General features: G+C 43.0%; 16 protein-coding genes and 1 pseudogene. 12 read left to right on the plus strand and 5 right to left on the minus strand.

The genetic code is table 11. The features are described from left to right. The first annotated feature begins 23 nt into the window (after positions 1 to 23). Both map and ACQCT8_RS16125 read left to right on the plus strand, forming a co-directional pair. Positions 24 to 764: a type I methionyl aminopeptidase gene (gene map / locus ACQCT8_RS16120; protein ID WP_426872786.1), complete on the plus strand. Its 741-nt coding sequence runs from the start codon at positions 24 to 26 to the stop codon at positions 762 to 764. Positions 765 to 985: 221 nt separating this feature from the next. Beyond that, positions 986 to 1,297 (plus strand): DUF5658 family protein, encoded by a 312-nt coding sequence (locus ACQCT8_RS16125; RefSeq protein ID WP_426872788.1) that lies wholly within the window; start codon positions 986 to 988, stop codon positions 1,295 to 1,297. A 23-nt stretch (positions 1,298 to 1,320) separates the two neighbouring features. Here ACQCT8_RS16125 and ACQCT8_RS16130 read toward each other — a convergent pair. The 4 genes and pseudogenes from ACQCT8_RS16130 to recQ form a co-directional block, all read right to left on the minus strand. Further along, positions 1,321 to 2,502 (minus strand): annotated as a pseudogene (locus ACQCT8_RS16130) (GTP-binding protein). A gap of 119 nt (positions 2,503 to 2,621) precedes the next feature. Beyond that, positions 2,622 to 2,966 carry a hypothetical protein gene (locus ACQCT8_RS16135; protein WP_426872790.1) on the minus strand — a complete coding sequence of 115 codons (345 nt, stop codon included), beginning with the start codon at positions 2,964 to 2,966 and terminating at the stop codon, positions 2,622 to 2,624. A 297-nt stretch (positions 2,967 to 3,263) separates the two neighbouring features. Continuing rightward, entirely contained in the window at positions 3,264 to 4,025 is a 762-nt protein-coding gene (locus ACQCT8_RS16140; protein WP_426872792.1) for a tryptophan-rich sensory protein, read from the minus strand. A gap of 77 nt (positions 4,026 to 4,102) precedes the next feature. Next, a complete protein-coding gene (gene recQ, locus ACQCT8_RS16145; RefSeq protein ID WP_426872794.1) occupies positions 4,103 to 6,253 on the minus strand; it encodes a DNA helicase RecQ in 2,151 nt (716 codons plus the stop codon). A 248-nt stretch (positions 6,254 to 6,501) separates the two neighbouring features. Between recQ and ACQCT8_RS16150 the strand changes: the two genes are divergently transcribed. The 10 genes from ACQCT8_RS16150 to ACQCT8_RS16195 all read left to right on the plus strand — a co-directional run bounded on the left by ACQCT8_RS16150 (position 6,502) and on the right by ACQCT8_RS16195 (position 14,747). After that, positions 6,502 to 8,298, plus strand: a complete 1,797-nt coding sequence (locus tag ACQCT8_RS16150) for a M3 family oligoendopeptidase (RefSeq protein WP_426872796.1) — start codon at positions 6,502 to 6,504, stop codon at positions 8,296 to 8,298. A gap of 257 nt (positions 8,299 to 8,555) precedes the next feature. Then, positions 8,556 to 9,101: a GNAT family N-acetyltransferase gene (locus tag ACQCT8_RS16155; protein ID WP_426872798.1), complete on the plus strand. Its 546-nt coding sequence runs from the start codon at positions 8,556 to 8,558 to the stop codon at positions 9,099 to 9,101. A 251-nt stretch (positions 9,102 to 9,352) separates the two neighbouring features. Next, on the plus strand, positions 9,353 to 9,694 hold the full coding sequence (locus tag ACQCT8_RS16160; RefSeq protein ID WP_426872800.1) for a flagellar basal body rod protein: 342 nt from the start codon (positions 9,353 to 9,355) through the stop codon (positions 9,692 to 9,694). Between the two features lie 16 nt (positions 9,695 to 9,710). Beyond that, positions 9,711 to 10,361 carry a PspA/IM30 family protein gene (locus ACQCT8_RS16165; protein ID WP_426872802.1) on the plus strand — a complete coding sequence of 217 codons (651 nt, stop codon included), beginning with the start codon at positions 9,711 to 9,713 and terminating at the stop codon, positions 10,359 to 10,361. A 182-nt stretch (positions 10,362 to 10,543) separates the two neighbouring features. Then, a complete protein-coding gene (gene liaF / locus ACQCT8_RS16170; RefSeq protein ID WP_426872804.1) occupies positions 10,544 to 11,281 on the plus strand; it encodes a cell wall-active antibiotics response protein LiaF in 738 nt (245 codons plus the stop codon). After that, the gene (locus tag ACQCT8_RS16175) at positions 11,278 to 12,321 is read left to right on the plus strand and encodes a sensor histidine kinase (RefSeq protein WP_426872806.1); all 1,044 of its coding nucleotides are present in this window, start codon (positions 11,278 to 11,280) and stop codon (positions 12,319 to 12,321) included. Before liaF ends, ACQCT8_RS16175 begins: the two co-directional genes overlap by 4 nt. Then, positions 12,318 to 12,950, plus strand: a complete 633-nt coding sequence (locus ACQCT8_RS16180; RefSeq protein ID WP_426872808.1) for a response regulator — start codon at positions 12,318 to 12,320, stop codon at positions 12,948 to 12,950. The genes ACQCT8_RS16175 and ACQCT8_RS16180 overlap by 4 nt, the downstream gene beginning before the upstream one ends. Positions 12,951 to 13,028: 78 nt before the next feature. Beyond that, the gene (locus tag ACQCT8_RS16185; RefSeq protein WP_426872810.1) at positions 13,029 to 13,637 is read left to right on the plus strand and encodes a DUF1349 domain-containing protein; all 609 of its coding nucleotides are present in this window, start codon (positions 13,029 to 13,031) and stop codon (positions 13,635 to 13,637) included. 29 nt (positions 13,638 to 13,666) lie between these two features. Next, the gene (locus ACQCT8_RS16190; protein WP_426872812.1) at positions 13,667 to 14,224 is read left to right on the plus strand and encodes a flavin reductase family protein; all 558 of its coding nucleotides are present in this window, start codon (positions 13,667 to 13,669) and stop codon (positions 14,222 to 14,224) included. Next, positions 14,169 to 14,747, plus strand: a complete 579-nt coding sequence (locus ACQCT8_RS16195; protein WP_426872814.1) for a DinB family protein — start codon at positions 14,169 to 14,171, stop codon at positions 14,745 to 14,747. Before ACQCT8_RS16190 ends, ACQCT8_RS16195 begins: the two co-directional genes overlap by 56 nt. A 49-nt stretch (positions 14,748 to 14,796) precedes the next feature. Here ACQCT8_RS16195 and ACQCT8_RS16200 read toward each other — a convergent pair whose 3' ends face one another. Further along, the gene (locus ACQCT8_RS16200; protein ID WP_426872816.1) at positions 14,797 to 15,378 is read right to left on the minus strand and encodes a beta-class carbonic anhydrase; all 582 of its coding nucleotides are present in this window, start codon (positions 15,376 to 15,378) and stop codon (positions 14,797 to 14,799) included. Positions 15,379 to 15,414: the final 36 nt, after the last annotated feature.

The raw sequence follows: 15,414 nt of genomic DNA on the forward strand, positions 1-15,414 counted from the left end.
TAATCGGTGTGAGGAGAGAGAACATGATAGTAAAAACAGATGAGGAGCTTCAGGCTCTTAAAAAAATTGGTGCGATCGTAGCGGAAATCCGTGACGAAATGAGAGCTGCGACAAAAGTGGGCATCACAACAAGTGAACTCGATAAAATAGGGGAAAGAAAATTTGCTGAATATGGAGCTGTATCTGGTCCAAAAGGAGAATATAATTTTCCCGGTTATACGTGTATAAGTGTAAATGACGAAGTGGCACACGGGATTCCAGGCAGCCGCGTTATACAGGAGGGTGACCTTGTCAATATTGACGTCTCAGGCTCACTGGACGGCTATTTTGCTGATACGGGAATCTCCTTTGTAGTAGGAGATAACGCAGAACTGACAAAACTTTGTGAAACAGCAGAGCTGGCTTTTTATGAAGCCATCAAAAAAGCAAAGGCAGGATCAAAAAAGAGTCAGATTGGCAAGACTGTTTCCCGTGTAGCCCGTGCAAACGGCTATAAAGTCATCACCAACCTTACAGGTCACGGTGTGGGAAGATCCCTTCACGAAGCACCAGATCATATTTTAAATTATTTTGATCCTTGGGATAACGAATTGCTTCAGGAAGGCAGCGTTATTGCTTTTGAACCGTTTATTTCCTCTAAGGCCGACTTTGTTGAAGAACAATCAGACGGCTGGACGTACAAAACTCCGGATGGCAGCTTAGTCGCTCAGATTGAACATACGATCGTGATTACAAAAGGCGAGCCGATGATCTTAACAAAATAAGAGAGGCAGGGGGAGTCAGCTTGATTTTGAAAGGCTGAACCGTACCCTTTCTCATAGAACTAAATTTAAAAAGATGCTGTCACGAATAATTCGCGACAGCATCTTTTTTTCTTTCAAGCATAGATAGTCAAGATCTGGGTCTATTAGCACTTTTAAAAGTTGTAATGAAGGGCATATATAATAAAACAAGTCTAACTATTACGATCAAAGGGCGGATCTGGATGAAAGCTGTTACTTATTATTTATCCATACTCAACTTGCTTGATGGTGTGATTACGCATATTGGCTTAAGCTATTCATTTATAGAAGAAGCAAACCCGTTTATGAGGATGGTCTACGACATGCATCCATTCCTATTTTTGACGATAAAATTAGTTCTTTCACTGGCTTTAATTCTGTTTATTTCCTATGATCGTATCCTGCAAAAACCATGGTTTAAGATAGGGATTTCGGCGGCTGCCTTACTTTATACAGGAGTATTTTTCCTTCATATGAGCTGGGTCGCTGTAAAATTACCGGCTATAATTTTTTAACGATCGTAACGGTCCCAGCTTCGTTATTCACTCACCTGAAAAGGCGGAAAGGGATCTTCAAGCAGGCTCCAGTCGCTTTTCATCTCTTCATCCGTCAATAAACATTGATCCAGGGAAGAGATTATCGACTCTTTCTCCATATCAATGCCAATCCACACTAGTTCTGTCATGCGATCTCCCCAAACGTCATCCCATTTTTCAAGGATTTCCGGTTCCTCTTGTTTTACCTGCTCTTGTTCCTCTGAAGATAAAGCTGCAATCCATTCTCCTGCTCCTTGCAGCTGAATAGATGAACCGGCTTGAGAAAATAATCCTGCTGTCTGATTTCTGCTTGCCAGCCAGAAAAATCCTTTTGAACGCACGATTTCATCCGGAATGTCTATAAGCCAGTCATGAAAACGCCGGGGGTGAAAGGGACGCTTTTTTCGATAAACAAAAGAAGAAATTCCGTACTCATCCGTTTACGGTATATGTTCTTCATTAAGTTCTTTAATCCATCCGGCAGCCTGGCTCGCTTGCTCAAAATTAAATCGATTAGTATGAAGAATTTCCTCTAAAGGTATTTTTCCATAAGACGACTCTATGATATGAGCCTCCATATTAATTTTCTTTAAAAAGGCTTTGATTCGCTGAACCTCATCCTGAGAAATTAAATCTGTTTTATTTAAGACGATCACATCTGCAAATTCAATCTGATCAATTAAAAGATCTGACACATCACGCTGATCCAGCTCGTCACCTGTCTGCTTCCGGTCGAGAAGTGTTTCGCCGCTTTCATAATCTTGCCAAAATCGGAAAGCATCGACTACAGTTGCCATTGTATCGAGCTTTGTGATGGAAGAAAGGTCGATGCCGAGCTCATCATCAAGATACGTAAAGGTTTGAGCAACAGGGATTGGCTCAGAAATTCCGGTTGATTCAATAAGAATATAATCAAACTCGCTTCTTTGGACAAGACGTTCAACTTCCTTCATTAAATCATCCCGAAGCGTACAGCAGATGCATCCATTCTGAAGCTCTACCAGCGTTTCCTCAGTTCGGCTGAAATGGCCGTTCTTTACCAGTGCTGCATCTATATTAATTTCACTCATATCGTTCACAATGACGGCAACACGAAGATTGTCTTTATTTGATAGGATATGATTTAGTAAAGTTGTTTTGCCGGCGCCTAAATAGCCGCTAAGGACAGTCACAGGAATGGTCATGTAGTTCTTCCTCTCTTAAATCGTAATTATTACGTTTTATATACTAAAGTAGTTTCAGGATATTGTCTACCCTCAAACGGAATACATTGTTGGAACCAAAAAAAGCTGAATGCAAGCACTCAGCTTTTTTTGATTTCAGTTTGTTCATTTGCTTTTTTTCTTTGTTGAATAAAAATGGCTGCTGCCAAAGAAAAGAATGACAGAGCAGTGGGAATAGATATATAGGAAGACATCAGAAGCAATACGAGCACACGAGGGTCGCCCGGCACATTTTCTGCATTTATGTTATCCAAATTGAAAAGATAATAAAGCACAACTCCAATTGAAAATAACAGAAAAATAGCATTCATTATCCAAAGCCATTTCATCTGCTTCTTTCGGCCATAGATAATGGAAAGAATCATCAGGATTGGTCCCACTGACAGTGTAATTAAAAACATCGAAAAAACAAATTGTCCGTCCAAAATTCCGCTCCTTCTCCTGTAAAAACAGGAAGTTACTCCTTTCTTATCCTATCAGAAAGTCCAGTAATGGCAAACAAAAATAGAAGTGGGGAGTCAGTATTCAGCTAGAATTTCACACTTGCTGAGACATCACAAATCGAAATGTAAACTTCAAATTATTTAATTTGAAGATGGATTTTCTTGAAATTGGAACCCAGGGGGAGCGCAGCAAACCAGTCAAAAAGCCTGAGACATTTTTGTCCCAGGCCTTCTCCATTTATCAATTTTGCCTCATCCTTTAAAAGGGTGAAGACGTATCTATTTGAACGTAAGTTTTCTCGTGCTGAATCCGGAGAGTTTTTTCTTCTTCTTCCTTAAAAATACCGTGCCGATCACAATGACCACTGCTAATGCGATGGCAGCAAAAACGACTGTTGGTTCTGTTCCCTGATTTTTAACCGCAATGCCGATATACGCCCAAATAAAAACGAGAGGGTAAACCCAGTCTCTTTGTGTATAGCGGAACCAAAGCGCAAGAAATGTCCCAACTACAAGTCCAATCACAGCCCAGAGCACAGGAGAAAGACCAAAGCCATCCCATTCATAGTAAGTGAGTGTATATGAAATATTTGTTATGGTGGCAACACTTACCCAGCCTAAGTACACAGAGAAAGGAAGGCGGTCAAAAAATGACGGCTCATTTCGCTGAATGACAAGATACAGAAGTATAAGAGAACCCAGAAGGCCCAGCATGACAAAAACTGAAGCGATGAAAAACTCATAATGCCACACTAGAATCCAGGTAATATTGAATACACTGCTTGCCACAAAGAGGGCTGAAGTGCGCGTGTAGATATCCCGATTTCTTTGAGAAGGAAAGGCGCCTCTGACAACCCAGATAAACAAAAGAACATAAATCAAGCTCCAAATAGAAAATACATATCCCGCAGGTGTGAAAAGCACATTGAGACGGTCTGATATTTCGCCGGTGGTCTGCCCGTTAATTGGGAGAATGTTAGCAAGGGCATTCACGGCAATGACCGCTATCAACGCAAGAAGATTAACAAAAAAATGTATCATGAAAAGACCTCCTGCTGCTAAGTTATGTTTCCTGTATTCCCTGTTTATCGCTATTCATCCATCCGTGGGACAATTTTCTACATAAAATTGTTTTTAACAAGCACCATTTTAATTTGGAAATAACTTGCTTTATCTCCGAGCTCTTCTTTAATCGGTTTTAGCTTCGGTTCTTCAAGGGTATGACGAATACGTAAAATTGATTCCTCAAGCTCAGGCGAAAACCACTTTTCAAAGGGAAGTGGATGTCCTTCTTTGAAAGAAGAGGCCAAATGTTTTTCAATTGTTTGTACAGTCATGGCCCGGGCTTTCGCTATTTCTTCAACCGTATGCCCTTCCTGTAAAAGCTGATAAGAAAACAAGTAGCTTGGCTGTTCTTCGTTTTCAGGCAGGATAGAAGGTGTTTTATCGCTGGTTATAGTGGGAGCTTCTGTTTTTGGTAAAGTGGTCCCATGTTCTTCTACGTAGGATTGAATCAACTCCATAAAAGCTTGTCCAAATTCCTTCAGCTTTCGATCACCAACTCCTTTTATAGCAAGCATTTCCTCTTCGTTTTTCGGATAATGTGTAGACATTTCCCTTAACGTAGCATCTGAGAACACCAGATAAGGAGGTATCGAATGGTCCTTGGCGAGCTGAGAGCGAAGCGTACGAAGCTCTTCAAACAACCGGTCATCATAGGAGGAATCCTGATGCTGAACCTGATAAGCTGATTTCACCCACACTTCTTCTTCCCCTTTTAAAACGCTGAGTGCCCTGGTTCCAAGACGTATGGTCGGAAACTGACCGCTCTCTAACCCCAGGTAGCCATCTGAAATCAGGTATTGAATAAAATCACTAATCTGTTTTTCCGTTTGAGATTTCATCATGCCGTAAGTGGAAAGCTTGTTTAAACCGAAATCCAGTATTTTTTTGCTTTTTGATCCTTTTAACACTTTTGCTGTCATTCCCGTCCCAAATCGCTCACCCATCCGCTTTACAGTAGACAGTACAATTTGAACGTCACGGGTTCGATCGATTTTTTCCCTTTCGTCTCTGCAGTTGCTGCAATGGCCGCAGTCGCCTGTCATCTGCGGATCCTCGAAATAGTGAAGAATAAAGCGCGGCAGACAGCTGTTGCTGTGACAGTAATTCACCATTTGCTGAAGCTTGCCGTATTCATCTGCTTTTTTGTCTTCATTTGCCACCGATTGTTCGATCAGAAATTTTTGCAGCATGACATCCTGCGGGCTGTAAAGCAAAAAGCAATCACTTGGCTCCCCGTCACGCCCTGCACGACCTGCTTCCTGATAATACGACTCCATATTCATCGGCATTTGATAATGAATAACGTACCGTACATTTGACTTATCAATTCCCATACCAAACGCATTCGTAGCGATAATTATTTTTTTCTCGTCATAAATAAATTGCCGCTGCGCTTCATCCCTGATGTGTTCAGGAAGTCCGGCGTGATAGCACGTAACTGAATGACCTTTTGAGGAAAGGGATTTAGTCAGCTGGTCAGCTTCCTTACGTGTCGCCACATAAATAATGCCTGTATCAAGCTCATGCTCTTTTATATATCGTGAAATAAATTTTTGTTTATCTTCTCCCTTTAACACGTGAAAGGAAAGATTGTCTCGGGCAAAGCCGGTATTCACGATATGGTCCGGTTCGATCGACAGCAGTCTCGCTATATCCTGGATGACTGTATCGGTTGCTGTAGCGGTCAGTGCAGCCAGGACCGGCAGATTGGGCAGCAAAGTTAATGTGCTGACGATGGACCGGTAGCTTGGTCTGAAATCATGGCCCCATTGCGAAATACAGTGCGCTTCGTCAAAAGCAATTAAAGATAGTTTAATAGAAGAAATCGTTTGGAAGAAAGCCCCGCTGTCAAACCGTTCCGGCGCTACATAAACGAATTTATACTGACCCTGCCGTATATCCTGCAGACGCTGTGATACTTCTGCTGAAGTAAGGGAGCTATTTATATACGTAGCGGAAATGCCATTTGCAGTCAGTGCATCCACCTGATCGCGCATCAGTGAAATAAGCGGGGAAATGATAAGGGCAGTTCCTTCGGAAATAATCCCAGGAATCTGATAGCATAACGATTTCCCGCCTCCTGTCGGCATAATTCCGAGGGAGTGTTCCCCATTTAAAATCGATTCAATCACCCGATCCTGACCCGGTCGGAAAGAACGGTAGCCAAAATAGGTTTGCAATGCTTTTTCTGCTTGCAGGATCATCTAATCATCCTTTCGTTCAACTTCAATTCTATTAGTTTATCACATGAAAAGGCCGTTGTGGATAAAGAAGAAGGAGACATTTCGAAAGAGGAAAATGGCTTGAAAAGAAGACTGTTTCGTGATTCGAAGTATTATGCTATAGTAGAAACAGCGAGTAATCAGAAAATTTCTTAAATTACTGGCGCGTTCACAAAGACCGAACAGGCAGTCTTACGGTTATGAACAGTTATTTCAAAGGAGGAATGGGAATGTCGAGCGTAACATATCCGCAGCGATGGGATCTGGAGGTTTTTTTTGAAGGTGGAAGTCAATCATCCGCTTTAAAAGAACATCTGGAAGAGTATAAGAAGAAAACAGAAGCTTTCGCACAAAACGTACATAATTTCAGCGTTTCTGAGCAGAATCTGGATCACAAACAAGTAAAAGAGCTGATAGAAGAAGCAAAACAGACAATGATGGGAATTCGCCAGGCAGGCGCTTTTGCCAGCTGTCTTGAAGCCCAGGATACGAAGGATACAGGAGCGAATGTGCTAAGAGGCAACATTACAGGCTTGGGTGCCGCTTTTGGTTCAGCCTTCACTGCGTTTCAACAGAAATTATCAGCAGTGGATGAGCAAACATGGAGCCGGCTTATTGAAGATGAGGAGTTAAAACCTTTAACGTTCGTGTTAAACGAATGGAGAGAAAAATCCAAAGAGAGGCTTTCTGAGAAGGAAGAAGCCCTCATCCAATCTCTTGGAGTGGACGGATACCATGCATGGGGACAAATGTACAATGCTATTATCTCCTCAATGAGCATCAAGGTGCAAGTAGACGGGGAAGAAAAAATCCTGTCTGTCGGCCAGGCAAATAATTTAACCTCACATAAAGATGCAGCGGTGCGTGAAGAAGTGCATCAAAAGCTTGAAGAAGCTTGGAAAGATCATGAAAGTCTGTTTTCAGAGACCTTAAATCATCTCGGCGGCTTCCGCTTAAACGTCTACGAAAAGCGCGGCTGGGATAATGTACTGAAGGAACCGCTTGATTTAAATCGGATGAAACAGGAAACACTTGATGCGATGTGGGGAGCAATTGCAAAAAATAAACAAACGTTTGCTGATTTTCTCCAGCGCAAGGCAGAACTTTTAGGCCTGGAAAAAATGACATGGGCACATCTCGGTGCTCCCATTTCTTCAGAGTCGAAAGAGCTGTCGTATGACGATGGGGCTGAATTTATTTTAAAGCATTTTGAAAAATTCGGTCCGGAAATGACTGAGTTTGCTCAGAAGGCCTTTAAAGAAGGCTGGATCGAAGCAGAAGACCGCTCTGATAAACGGCCAGGCGGTTTTTGCACAAGCTTTCCTTTAGATGAGCAGTCACGTATTTTTATGACATACAGCGGTTCAATGTCTAATGTGGCGACACTCGCTCACGAGCTTGGACACGCCTTTCACACCTACGCACTCCGTCCCATGGACCCGTTAAATCGTCTGTATGCCATGAACGTGGCAGAAACCGCTTCAACCTTTGCAGAAATGATTGTGTCGGATGCAGCGGTAAAAGAAGCTTCATCCAATGAGGAAAAACTGTCACTGCTCGAAGACAAAGTGTCGAGAAGCATTGCATTTTTTATGAACATTCACTCCCGGTTCTTATTTGAAACGCGTTTTTATGAGGAAAGAAAAGCAGGAACAGTCCCTGCAAGCCGTTTAAATGAACTGATGTCAGAGGCGCAGCAGGAAGCCTATGCCGGGGCAGTAGAAGACACAAGCCCGCATTTCTGGGCATCAAAAATGCACTTTCATATTACAGGTGTGCCGTTTTACAATTTCCCGTACACATTCGGCTATCTTTTCTCTTTAAGCATCTATGCAAGAGCACTTGAAGAAGGAACAGACTATGAAGAAAAATATATGGCGCTATTACGCGATACAGCTGTCATGAGTACGGAAGATTTAGCCATGAAGCATTTAAACGAAGACATTACAAAAGAAGCATTCTGGGAAAAAGGCATTGCCCTTTGCGTCCGTGACGCAAAAGAATTTATCGAGCTTTCAGCTGAATAACTTTAAATTGCGTTCGCAGGTAAGGTTTCCTGCGGACGTTTTTAATGCTTTACCCCATAAAAGGGGTCTGGCCCCTTTTATGCATTGCTTTGCAAAAGGGGCCAGACCCCTTTTGTGCTTTACTTCAATAAAGAGTAATCGTATTCCCACTCCTTAATCCAAAAAAAATCTCGTTTTAAAATCCATTCGATTTTTTGGAGGTTTGGGTTTACACTTATAGTATGGAAAAAAGTTTGGTCGTACTGGAGAGTGTATAGATGATTTTGTTGAAAAGTGAGCGGCTGTATTTTCGACCTTTGGGAGTGGAGGATGTGGATCTGTTTGTTCAGCTGCTAAGGCGCAATCGGGATTTCTGGACAATTCATGAACCCAAACACCCTGAATCATACTACACACGGGAGGTGCAGCTGGAAAAACTGGCGGAGGCGCAGGCACAGTTAAAGCTGGGTAAAGAATACAGCTGGGGGATATTCCTGGCGCACACCAATGAGCTGATTGGCAGTATTTCGATTTATTCTATTCGCAGGCTGCCTTTTTCTTCTGCTTATATTGGGTATTCCCTGGATCATGCGAAAACGATGCAGGGATATGGAACAGAAGCGGTAGCAGCAGCCTTACGTTTTGCTTTTCGTGATTTTGGACTGCACCGGATGGAAGCACTTGTTTCTCCAAGGAACACAGCCTCCATAAAAGTATTGCAGAAAGTGGGAATGCAGCAGGAAGGACGTCTGCGCCAGAATCTGTTTATTAATGGGGTATGGGAGGACCACTTTTTATACAGCATGATTGAAGACGAATTTTGAAAGGGCAAGGCCCCCTGGGAAAAATACCTTATACAAACATTGGGCATGATGCGCCGCTGGATGTGGTGAATGGGAAAAGATGAATCAGGAGCAAGCACGATGAGCTCCTGATTCATCTTTTTTGTGCTTGTGGAATAGTTCCTGCGTCCGAGTACGCCTCAGGTCCTAGTTGGAAATCAAGCCAGAGAGCGTGTTGTGAAAAATAAGAACACGGTAAGATTAGAGCATGATAAGAAAAGGAGGAACAAAATATGAATAAATTTTGGTTGGTTGTGATTGGAATTGTGGCAGTTTTTATCGCCCTGTCAAACCTCGGATCGTTGATCGGTCTTGCGATCAGTACAGCAATTCTGTACTACACGGTTAAGTGGTTTATGAAAACAGATTCCTTATTCAAAAAAATTCTGTGGGGATCCATTGCTGCCATTGCAGGGATAACAGCTGTTGCTAACGTGCCGGCAATTTTAGCCCTTATTGCGCTGTATGTGGTGTATGTCGTTTATAAAAAATGGGATGACGCACCGAGCGGGAAATCGTACGACCCATTCGCCAGTTTTGAAAAGCAATGGCAAGAGCTGAAAAATAAATCATAAAAGAGGAGCGGTTACAATGACAAACGTTTTAACAAGAGTAGCAGAAGCCATTAAAGCAGATTTCATGGATGTAAGCAGCGGGGGAGCTAAAAGTGAGCCGATTCAAAAACTTAATCGTTATCTGCGTGAATGTGAAGCGGAAACAGATAAAGTCGGAAAGCTTGTGGATCGCCAGAAATTACTAAAGAAAGAATTTACTAAAGAGCTTGAAGAGGCTTCTTCCATGGCAGCTAAAAGAGAAGAGCATGTCAAAATTGCAGAAGAAGCAGGGGAAACTGAACTGGCAAAAACAGCGCTTCGCGAGCTCACGCATTATCAGGGCAGAAAAGAACGATTGCAGCTTTCCCTTCAGGAAACGACAGACCAGCTGCACCGGTTGGAAGAAATGCATGCCACGATGAAGCATAAGCTAAAAGACATGTACATTAAACGTCTTGAAGTAATGGGAAGAGAGAACGTAGCTCAAGCTAACCAAAAAGCAGAGCAGACATTTACCGATGATTCAGGCCTCACAGAAGAAGAGCTGCGATTTAAAAAGATCGAGAATTATCTTCGGCAGCTTGAAACAGGTGAAAAAGCAGAGGAAGAGCAGTCAATTGATCAGCAAATCGCTCAGCTACAAAAAAGAATGAAAGAAGAAACAAACGATTCACAGCAGCAGAGCTAAACGAGACGATTCGGGAGGATGCAAAGCGCACTCCCGAATTTCTTTCATTTGGTATAGTGATTGTTTCGACAGAACGGTACAATAGAAAGGGTGAAAACATCAACAGCAAATCAGAGTGGATCTGATGGCTGTTCATGTTTTTATATGAAGCACAGGCGGGAAAGAAGGGGGCAGTGATGAGGATGTTTTCAAAATTTAAGACAGACATGATTGCCAATTGGGTGCTGCTTGCGCTTGGCCTTGTTCTCATTGAAATCTTATTTTTCAGCAGCGGTACGCTGTTTTCGCTCTTTTTTGCAGGAGTTCTCCTGTATCTTGGCCGAAAAAAGTTTACCAGGTTATTAGGGAAAATCATTTTTGGACTAGGGCTGCTTACCTTAGTGTTAACGATTCTTTCTATGTTCACGTTGAAACTTCTCGTGCTTGCCGGAATTGTTTATTGGGTAAGTCATTATTTTAAAACACAGAAAGATCCAGAAATCATCACGCCAAAAGTTAATTCTCCCCAGGAATCCGGAATGGCGGAAGGCCTGCAGTTTAAACGTGAACAGCTTTTAAACAATAAGTGGGTGGGACATCAGCATACTCCTGAGCATACGTATGAATGGGAGGACATTCAGCTTCAAAATGGAATTGGAGATGTCGTGATTGATTTAAGCAATACGGTTCTGCCGGCCGGAGAGTCGGTTATTTCGATTCGCAGCTGTGTCGGGAAGCTGACCATCCTGGTTCCATATGAACTCGATGTGGCCATTCGCCATTCTTCTTTAATCGGCACAGCCTCCGTTTTCCAATTTCAGACCACCCGCTTGTGGAATGAGAGTGTGTCATTTACCTCTGAATCCTATCCCTCTTCCCCACAAAAGATTAAAATTCTTACCTCTGCCTGGATGGGGGATCTTGAGGTGAAGCGCGTATGACCATTTTGATGAAACTGGTTCTTCAGGCACTGGGTCTGGCATTTTCTGCGGTTATCGCTTCACTGGGTGTTTATTTGCTGCTGTTTCCGCCTCAAAGCTGGAATATCTTCTGGTCTGCGCGGCTGCTTGATATTCCATTGGTGTTTTTCCTTTTAATGAGCATCTGTCTGATTGCAGGACTGTGGGCGCTCGTCCAAAGCATAGGACTCCGGCAGCAGATTCAATACGTAACCCACCAGCTTGAGGATACTAAATTGGGCCGGTCTACCTTAGCTGGCAAACCCCCGCAGACTGTGGAGTTTGGTGTTCTTTCAAAGGAAGCTGACCGTATTCAGGAATTGATTCATGACCAGGCACGCACCGCTCAAAAGCTTGCAAGTGAGCGTGTGGAAAGCCAGGAGAAGATTGTTCAGGAAATGGTATCCCAGGAAAGAAACAGGCTGGCGCGGGAGCTGCATGATTCCGTCAGTCAGCAGTTATTTGCGGCTTCCATGCTGATGTCAGCAATAAATGAAACAAGGGATGATTCACCAGGCAGGGAAACCCGTCAGCTTAAAATGGTGGAAGAAATGATTCATCAATCCCAGCTTGAAATGAGGGCGCTGCTGCTTCATTTACGCCCGGCTGCCTTAAAAGGAAAAACCCTGAAAGAAGGGATGGATGAACTGCTTCTTGAACTTAAACAAAAAGTGCCGCTTGCCATTGAGTGGAAGTCTGAAGAGATGAACATTGAAAAAGGGATTGAAGATCATCTTTTTCGCATTTTGCAGGAATCAGTGTCTAATACTCTTCGCCATGCCAAAGCCAATTCACTTCAGGTGCTGTGCATAAAGCGGGATGGGTATGTTATTCTCCGGGTGACAGATGATGGTGTAGGCTTTGATGTGACGACTGAACGAGCAGGTTCTTATGGCTTAATGAATATGAAAGAGCGTGCAGGTGAAATAGGCGGTACGCTTAAAATCGTGTCTCTGCCGGGTAAAGGAACGCGTTTGGAAGTAAGAGTGCGGTTTGAAGAAAGGAAGGAGGGATTGTCGTGATTCGGGTGCTTTTTGTAGACGATCATGAAATGGTGCGTATTGGAGTAGGATCTTATTTGTCTGCCCAAAAGGATTTAGAGGTGATCGGGGAAGCGGACGACGGCGGTCCGGCAGTGGAAATGGCGCTGGAGCTGAGACCTGATATTATTTTAATGGATCTTGTAATGAAAAATATGGACGGCATCGAAGCCACCAAAAGAATTACTGCCTCATGGCCAGAGGCGAAAATCATTATTGTGACGAGCTTTCTTGATGATGACAAAGTCTACCCCGCTCTTGAAGCAGGAGCGACAAGCTATATGCTCAAAACCTCCAAAGCAAGCGAAATAGCAGATGCTGTAAGAAAAACATATTACGGGGAAATGGTGCTCGAACCGGAAGTCACCGGCAAAATGATGAAAAAAATGCGTCAAGGAGATAAACGTCCGCTTCATGAAGAGTTAACTGCGCGGGAAACAGAAATCTTGCTGCTTATGACGGAAGGAAAAACGAATCAGGAAATCGCAGATCATTTGTATATCGCATTAAAGACCGTTAAGACGCATGTCAGCAATATTTTAGGGAAATTAGAGGTCCAGGATCGAACCCAGGCGGTTATTTATGCCTTTAAACATGAGCTTGCAAAATAGAAATGTGCCAAAAGGCGTTATCAAGGTGACCGAAGAGGGAAAGACTAGAGTACTACAGGTTTGAAAGGAGTAATCATTATGCGTTCACTGCTGCTAGATCAGTCCCACGATTGCTGCTGGATCAATGAACCCTCTATCTGGTCACTTGAAAATCAAGTGCTGAAAATAAAATCAGAAGAAAATACAGATTTTTGGAGAAAAACGTACTACGGATTTGAACGAATGAATGGGCATGTGTTTTTTAAAAAAATCGAAGGTGACTTTGAAACGGAAGTAAATTTAACAATGGAAGATCCTTCAAACCGATATGACCAGGCAGGACTTTTTATCATGCTGTCTGAGGATTGCTGGCTAAAAGCGTCTCTCGAATATATGCCGGATGGAGAATGCTATTTAGGCTCGGTGGTTACGAATAACGGATTTTCAGACTGGTCTTCAAAGAATTTTCCTAATAAAGATTCCTGCAAGCCTCTGTCTTTTAAAATCAAGCGGACTAGCGGGACGTATCAAATTTGGGTAAAGACGGCTCTGCATGGAGAGGAATACGAACAAATGCGCATTACTAGGCTGCATGAGGATAATCACAGCCAGCCCATTAAAGTGGGGCTTTATGCGTGCAGTCCATCCCCGGAAGCTTCTTTTACTACAACCTTTCACACATGGACTGTTCAATTGGAAGTAAAATAGTAATACAATGCAAGGAGGAGCTGAATCAATTGAGGAAAAAAGTGAATAAAACCGTCATGCACAGCTATCCCGGGATGGTCGCGCTTGTGACGGTTCATGCGAATGACTGCGATAATATCATGGCAGCCGGCTGGCATTCCTATATTTCAATGGATCCTCCGCTTTATGGTGTAGCGATCGGAAGGGACCGGCATACCTATCAGATGCTGAGGGAAGCAGGCACCTTTGCTGTTCAATTTGTCCCTTTTGAGCTGGCGCAGCTTATTCAGGAATCAGGAGTTTATACAGGAAATGAAAAAGATAAGCTCCGCGGCATTGGTTTTGACCGGGGGGAAACGACAGACGCGCCTATTTTGCATGATGCCTATGTGGCCTATGAGTTGACCATAATTGACAGGCAAACCTATGGGGACCATGATTGGTTTGTCGGGGAAATTAAAACGTTTTACAAAGACGAGGAAAGATTTTTAGCTAACGGATTGCCTGACTTTCAGGCCCTTTCCATTCCCCTATATCTTGGGAGGTCCTCCTATGCGAAGCTGGACAGTGGAGCCACTATTGGCTCATTTCCTGTTGGCCGATCTTAAAATGAGAGAAAGGAAGATTCATATGATTTCACTTCAGAACTGGTTTTCTTATCATATTTGGGGAACAGCTCGGCAGCTGACTCATCTTCAAGAGCTGCCTGACACTGTATGGACGAACCAAATACAAAGCGTTTTCCCGACGATTCAAGCTGTCTTTGAACATGTATGGCTGGTTGATTCCTCATGGCTAAAGCGAATGCAGGGAGAAGAAAAACCTGGAGTTGATCCTATCGTTCTTCCTGATATAGAAACAGCTAAACGGGAATTTACTGATCTTCATCATCAAATGATGACTTACATAGAAAATGTTGAGGACCCTGCTGTCGTTCATTCGTTTCGGACGATGAAAGGAATACAAATGAAAAATTCAATTGAAGAAATGGTATACACTGTGGTCAACCACGGTTCCTATCACCGTGGAAACGTCACCGCCATGCACCGCCAAATGGGTTTTGCAGGGAAACCCTATGATTATATTTATTATTTAGAAGAGATGAGAGAAAGCAAAGAACAATCAGAATAGCAGTGAAAACTGCTTTCCTGATTGTTCTTTTTTAGCTTGAAATCAATTGTTATTTATTTTGAATCTCAATTTCTTTGTACCCGTCCTTTACTAAATCCAGCTGACCTGTCCCCGGATCAATTACCAGACCATGTACAGGGATTTTTTTGTCCATTAAAGGATGCTGGCGTACCATTTCCACGCTGTGGCTGACACTGTCTTGTACATCATCAAAGCCTTTCAGCCAGTCATGAACGTCGATGCCTGAATACTGGAGGGTGGCAAGCGTATCTTCTTCAATTCCCCGGTCCTTCATTTTTTCAATCATTGAATGGCTGTTTACAGCGCCCATGCCGCAGTCATAGTGGCCAATAATCAGCACTTCATCCGCCTGCAGCTCATACACGGCAACAAGAAGACTCCGCATAATACTGCCAAACGGATGCGCAATAAGGGCGCCAGCGTTTCTGACTACTTTTACATCCCCATTTTTCATGTTCATGGATTTTGGAAGCAATTCTAGAAGGCGCGTGTCCATGCAGGTTAAGATAACTAAACGTTTGTCCGGGAATTTTGTTGTAACATACGATTCATATTCTTTCTCTCTTACAAATTGTTCATTATAGGATAGAATTTCAGAAAGAAGTGACATGGGTAGTGATCCTCCTAGTCAAATGATTTTTACTTC

This window comes from Jeotgalibacillus proteolyticus (assembly GCF_050107735.1).
Classification (GTDB): Bacteria; Bacillota; Bacilli; order Bacillales; family Jeotgalibacillaceae; genus Jeotgalibacillus; species Jeotgalibacillus proteolyticus_A.

Excerpts from the sequence above, each read along its gene's own strand:
- ACQCT8_RS16175 (WP_426872806.1), top strand. The coding sequence starts at position 11,278 with ATGACCATTTTGATGAAACTGGTTCTTCAGGCACTGGGTCTGGCATTT.
- ACQCT8_RS16195 (WP_426872814.1), top strand. The coding sequence starts at position 14,169 with ATGCGAAGCTGGACAGTGGAGCCACTATTGGCTCATTTCCTGTTGGCC.
- map (WP_426872786.1), top strand. The coding sequence starts at position 24 with ATGATAGTAAAAACAGATGAGGAGCTTCAGGCTCTTAAAAAAATTGGT.
- ACQCT8_RS16165 (WP_426872802.1), top strand. The coding sequence starts at position 9,711 with ATGACAAACGTTTTAACAAGAGTAGCAGAAGCCATTAAAGCAGATTTC.
- recQ (WP_426872794.1), bottom strand. The coding sequence starts at position 6,253 with ATGATCCTGCAAGCAGAAAAAGCATTGCAAACCTATTTTGGCTACCGT.
- ACQCT8_RS16140 (WP_426872792.1), bottom strand. The coding sequence starts at position 4,025 with ATGATACATTTTTTTGTTAATCTTCTTGCGTTGATAGCGGTCATTGCC.
- ACQCT8_RS16155 (WP_426872798.1), top strand. The coding sequence starts at position 8,556 with ATGATTTTGTTGAAAAGTGAGCGGCTGTATTTTCGACCTTTGGGAGTG.
- ACQCT8_RS16185 (WP_426872810.1), top strand. The coding sequence starts at position 13,029 with ATGCGTTCACTGCTGCTAGATCAGTCCCACGATTGCTGCTGGATCAAT.
- ACQCT8_RS16160 (WP_426872800.1), top strand. The coding sequence starts at position 9,353 with ATGAATAAATTTTGGTTGGTTGTGATTGGAATTGTGGCAGTTTTTATC.
- ACQCT8_RS16200 (WP_426872816.1), bottom strand. The coding sequence starts at position 15,378 with ATGTCACTTCTTTCTGAAATTCTATCCTATAATGAACAATTTGTAAGA.
- liaF (WP_426872804.1), top strand. The coding sequence starts at position 10,544 with ATGTTTTCAAAATTTAAGACAGACATGATTGCCAATTGGGTGCTGCTT.
- ACQCT8_RS16125 (WP_426872788.1), top strand. The coding sequence starts at position 986 with ATGAAAGCTGTTACTTATTATTTATCCATACTCAACTTGCTTGATGGT.
- ACQCT8_RS16150 (WP_426872796.1), top strand. The coding sequence starts at position 6,502 with ATGTCGAGCGTAACATATCCGCAGCGATGGGATCTGGAGGTTTTTTTT.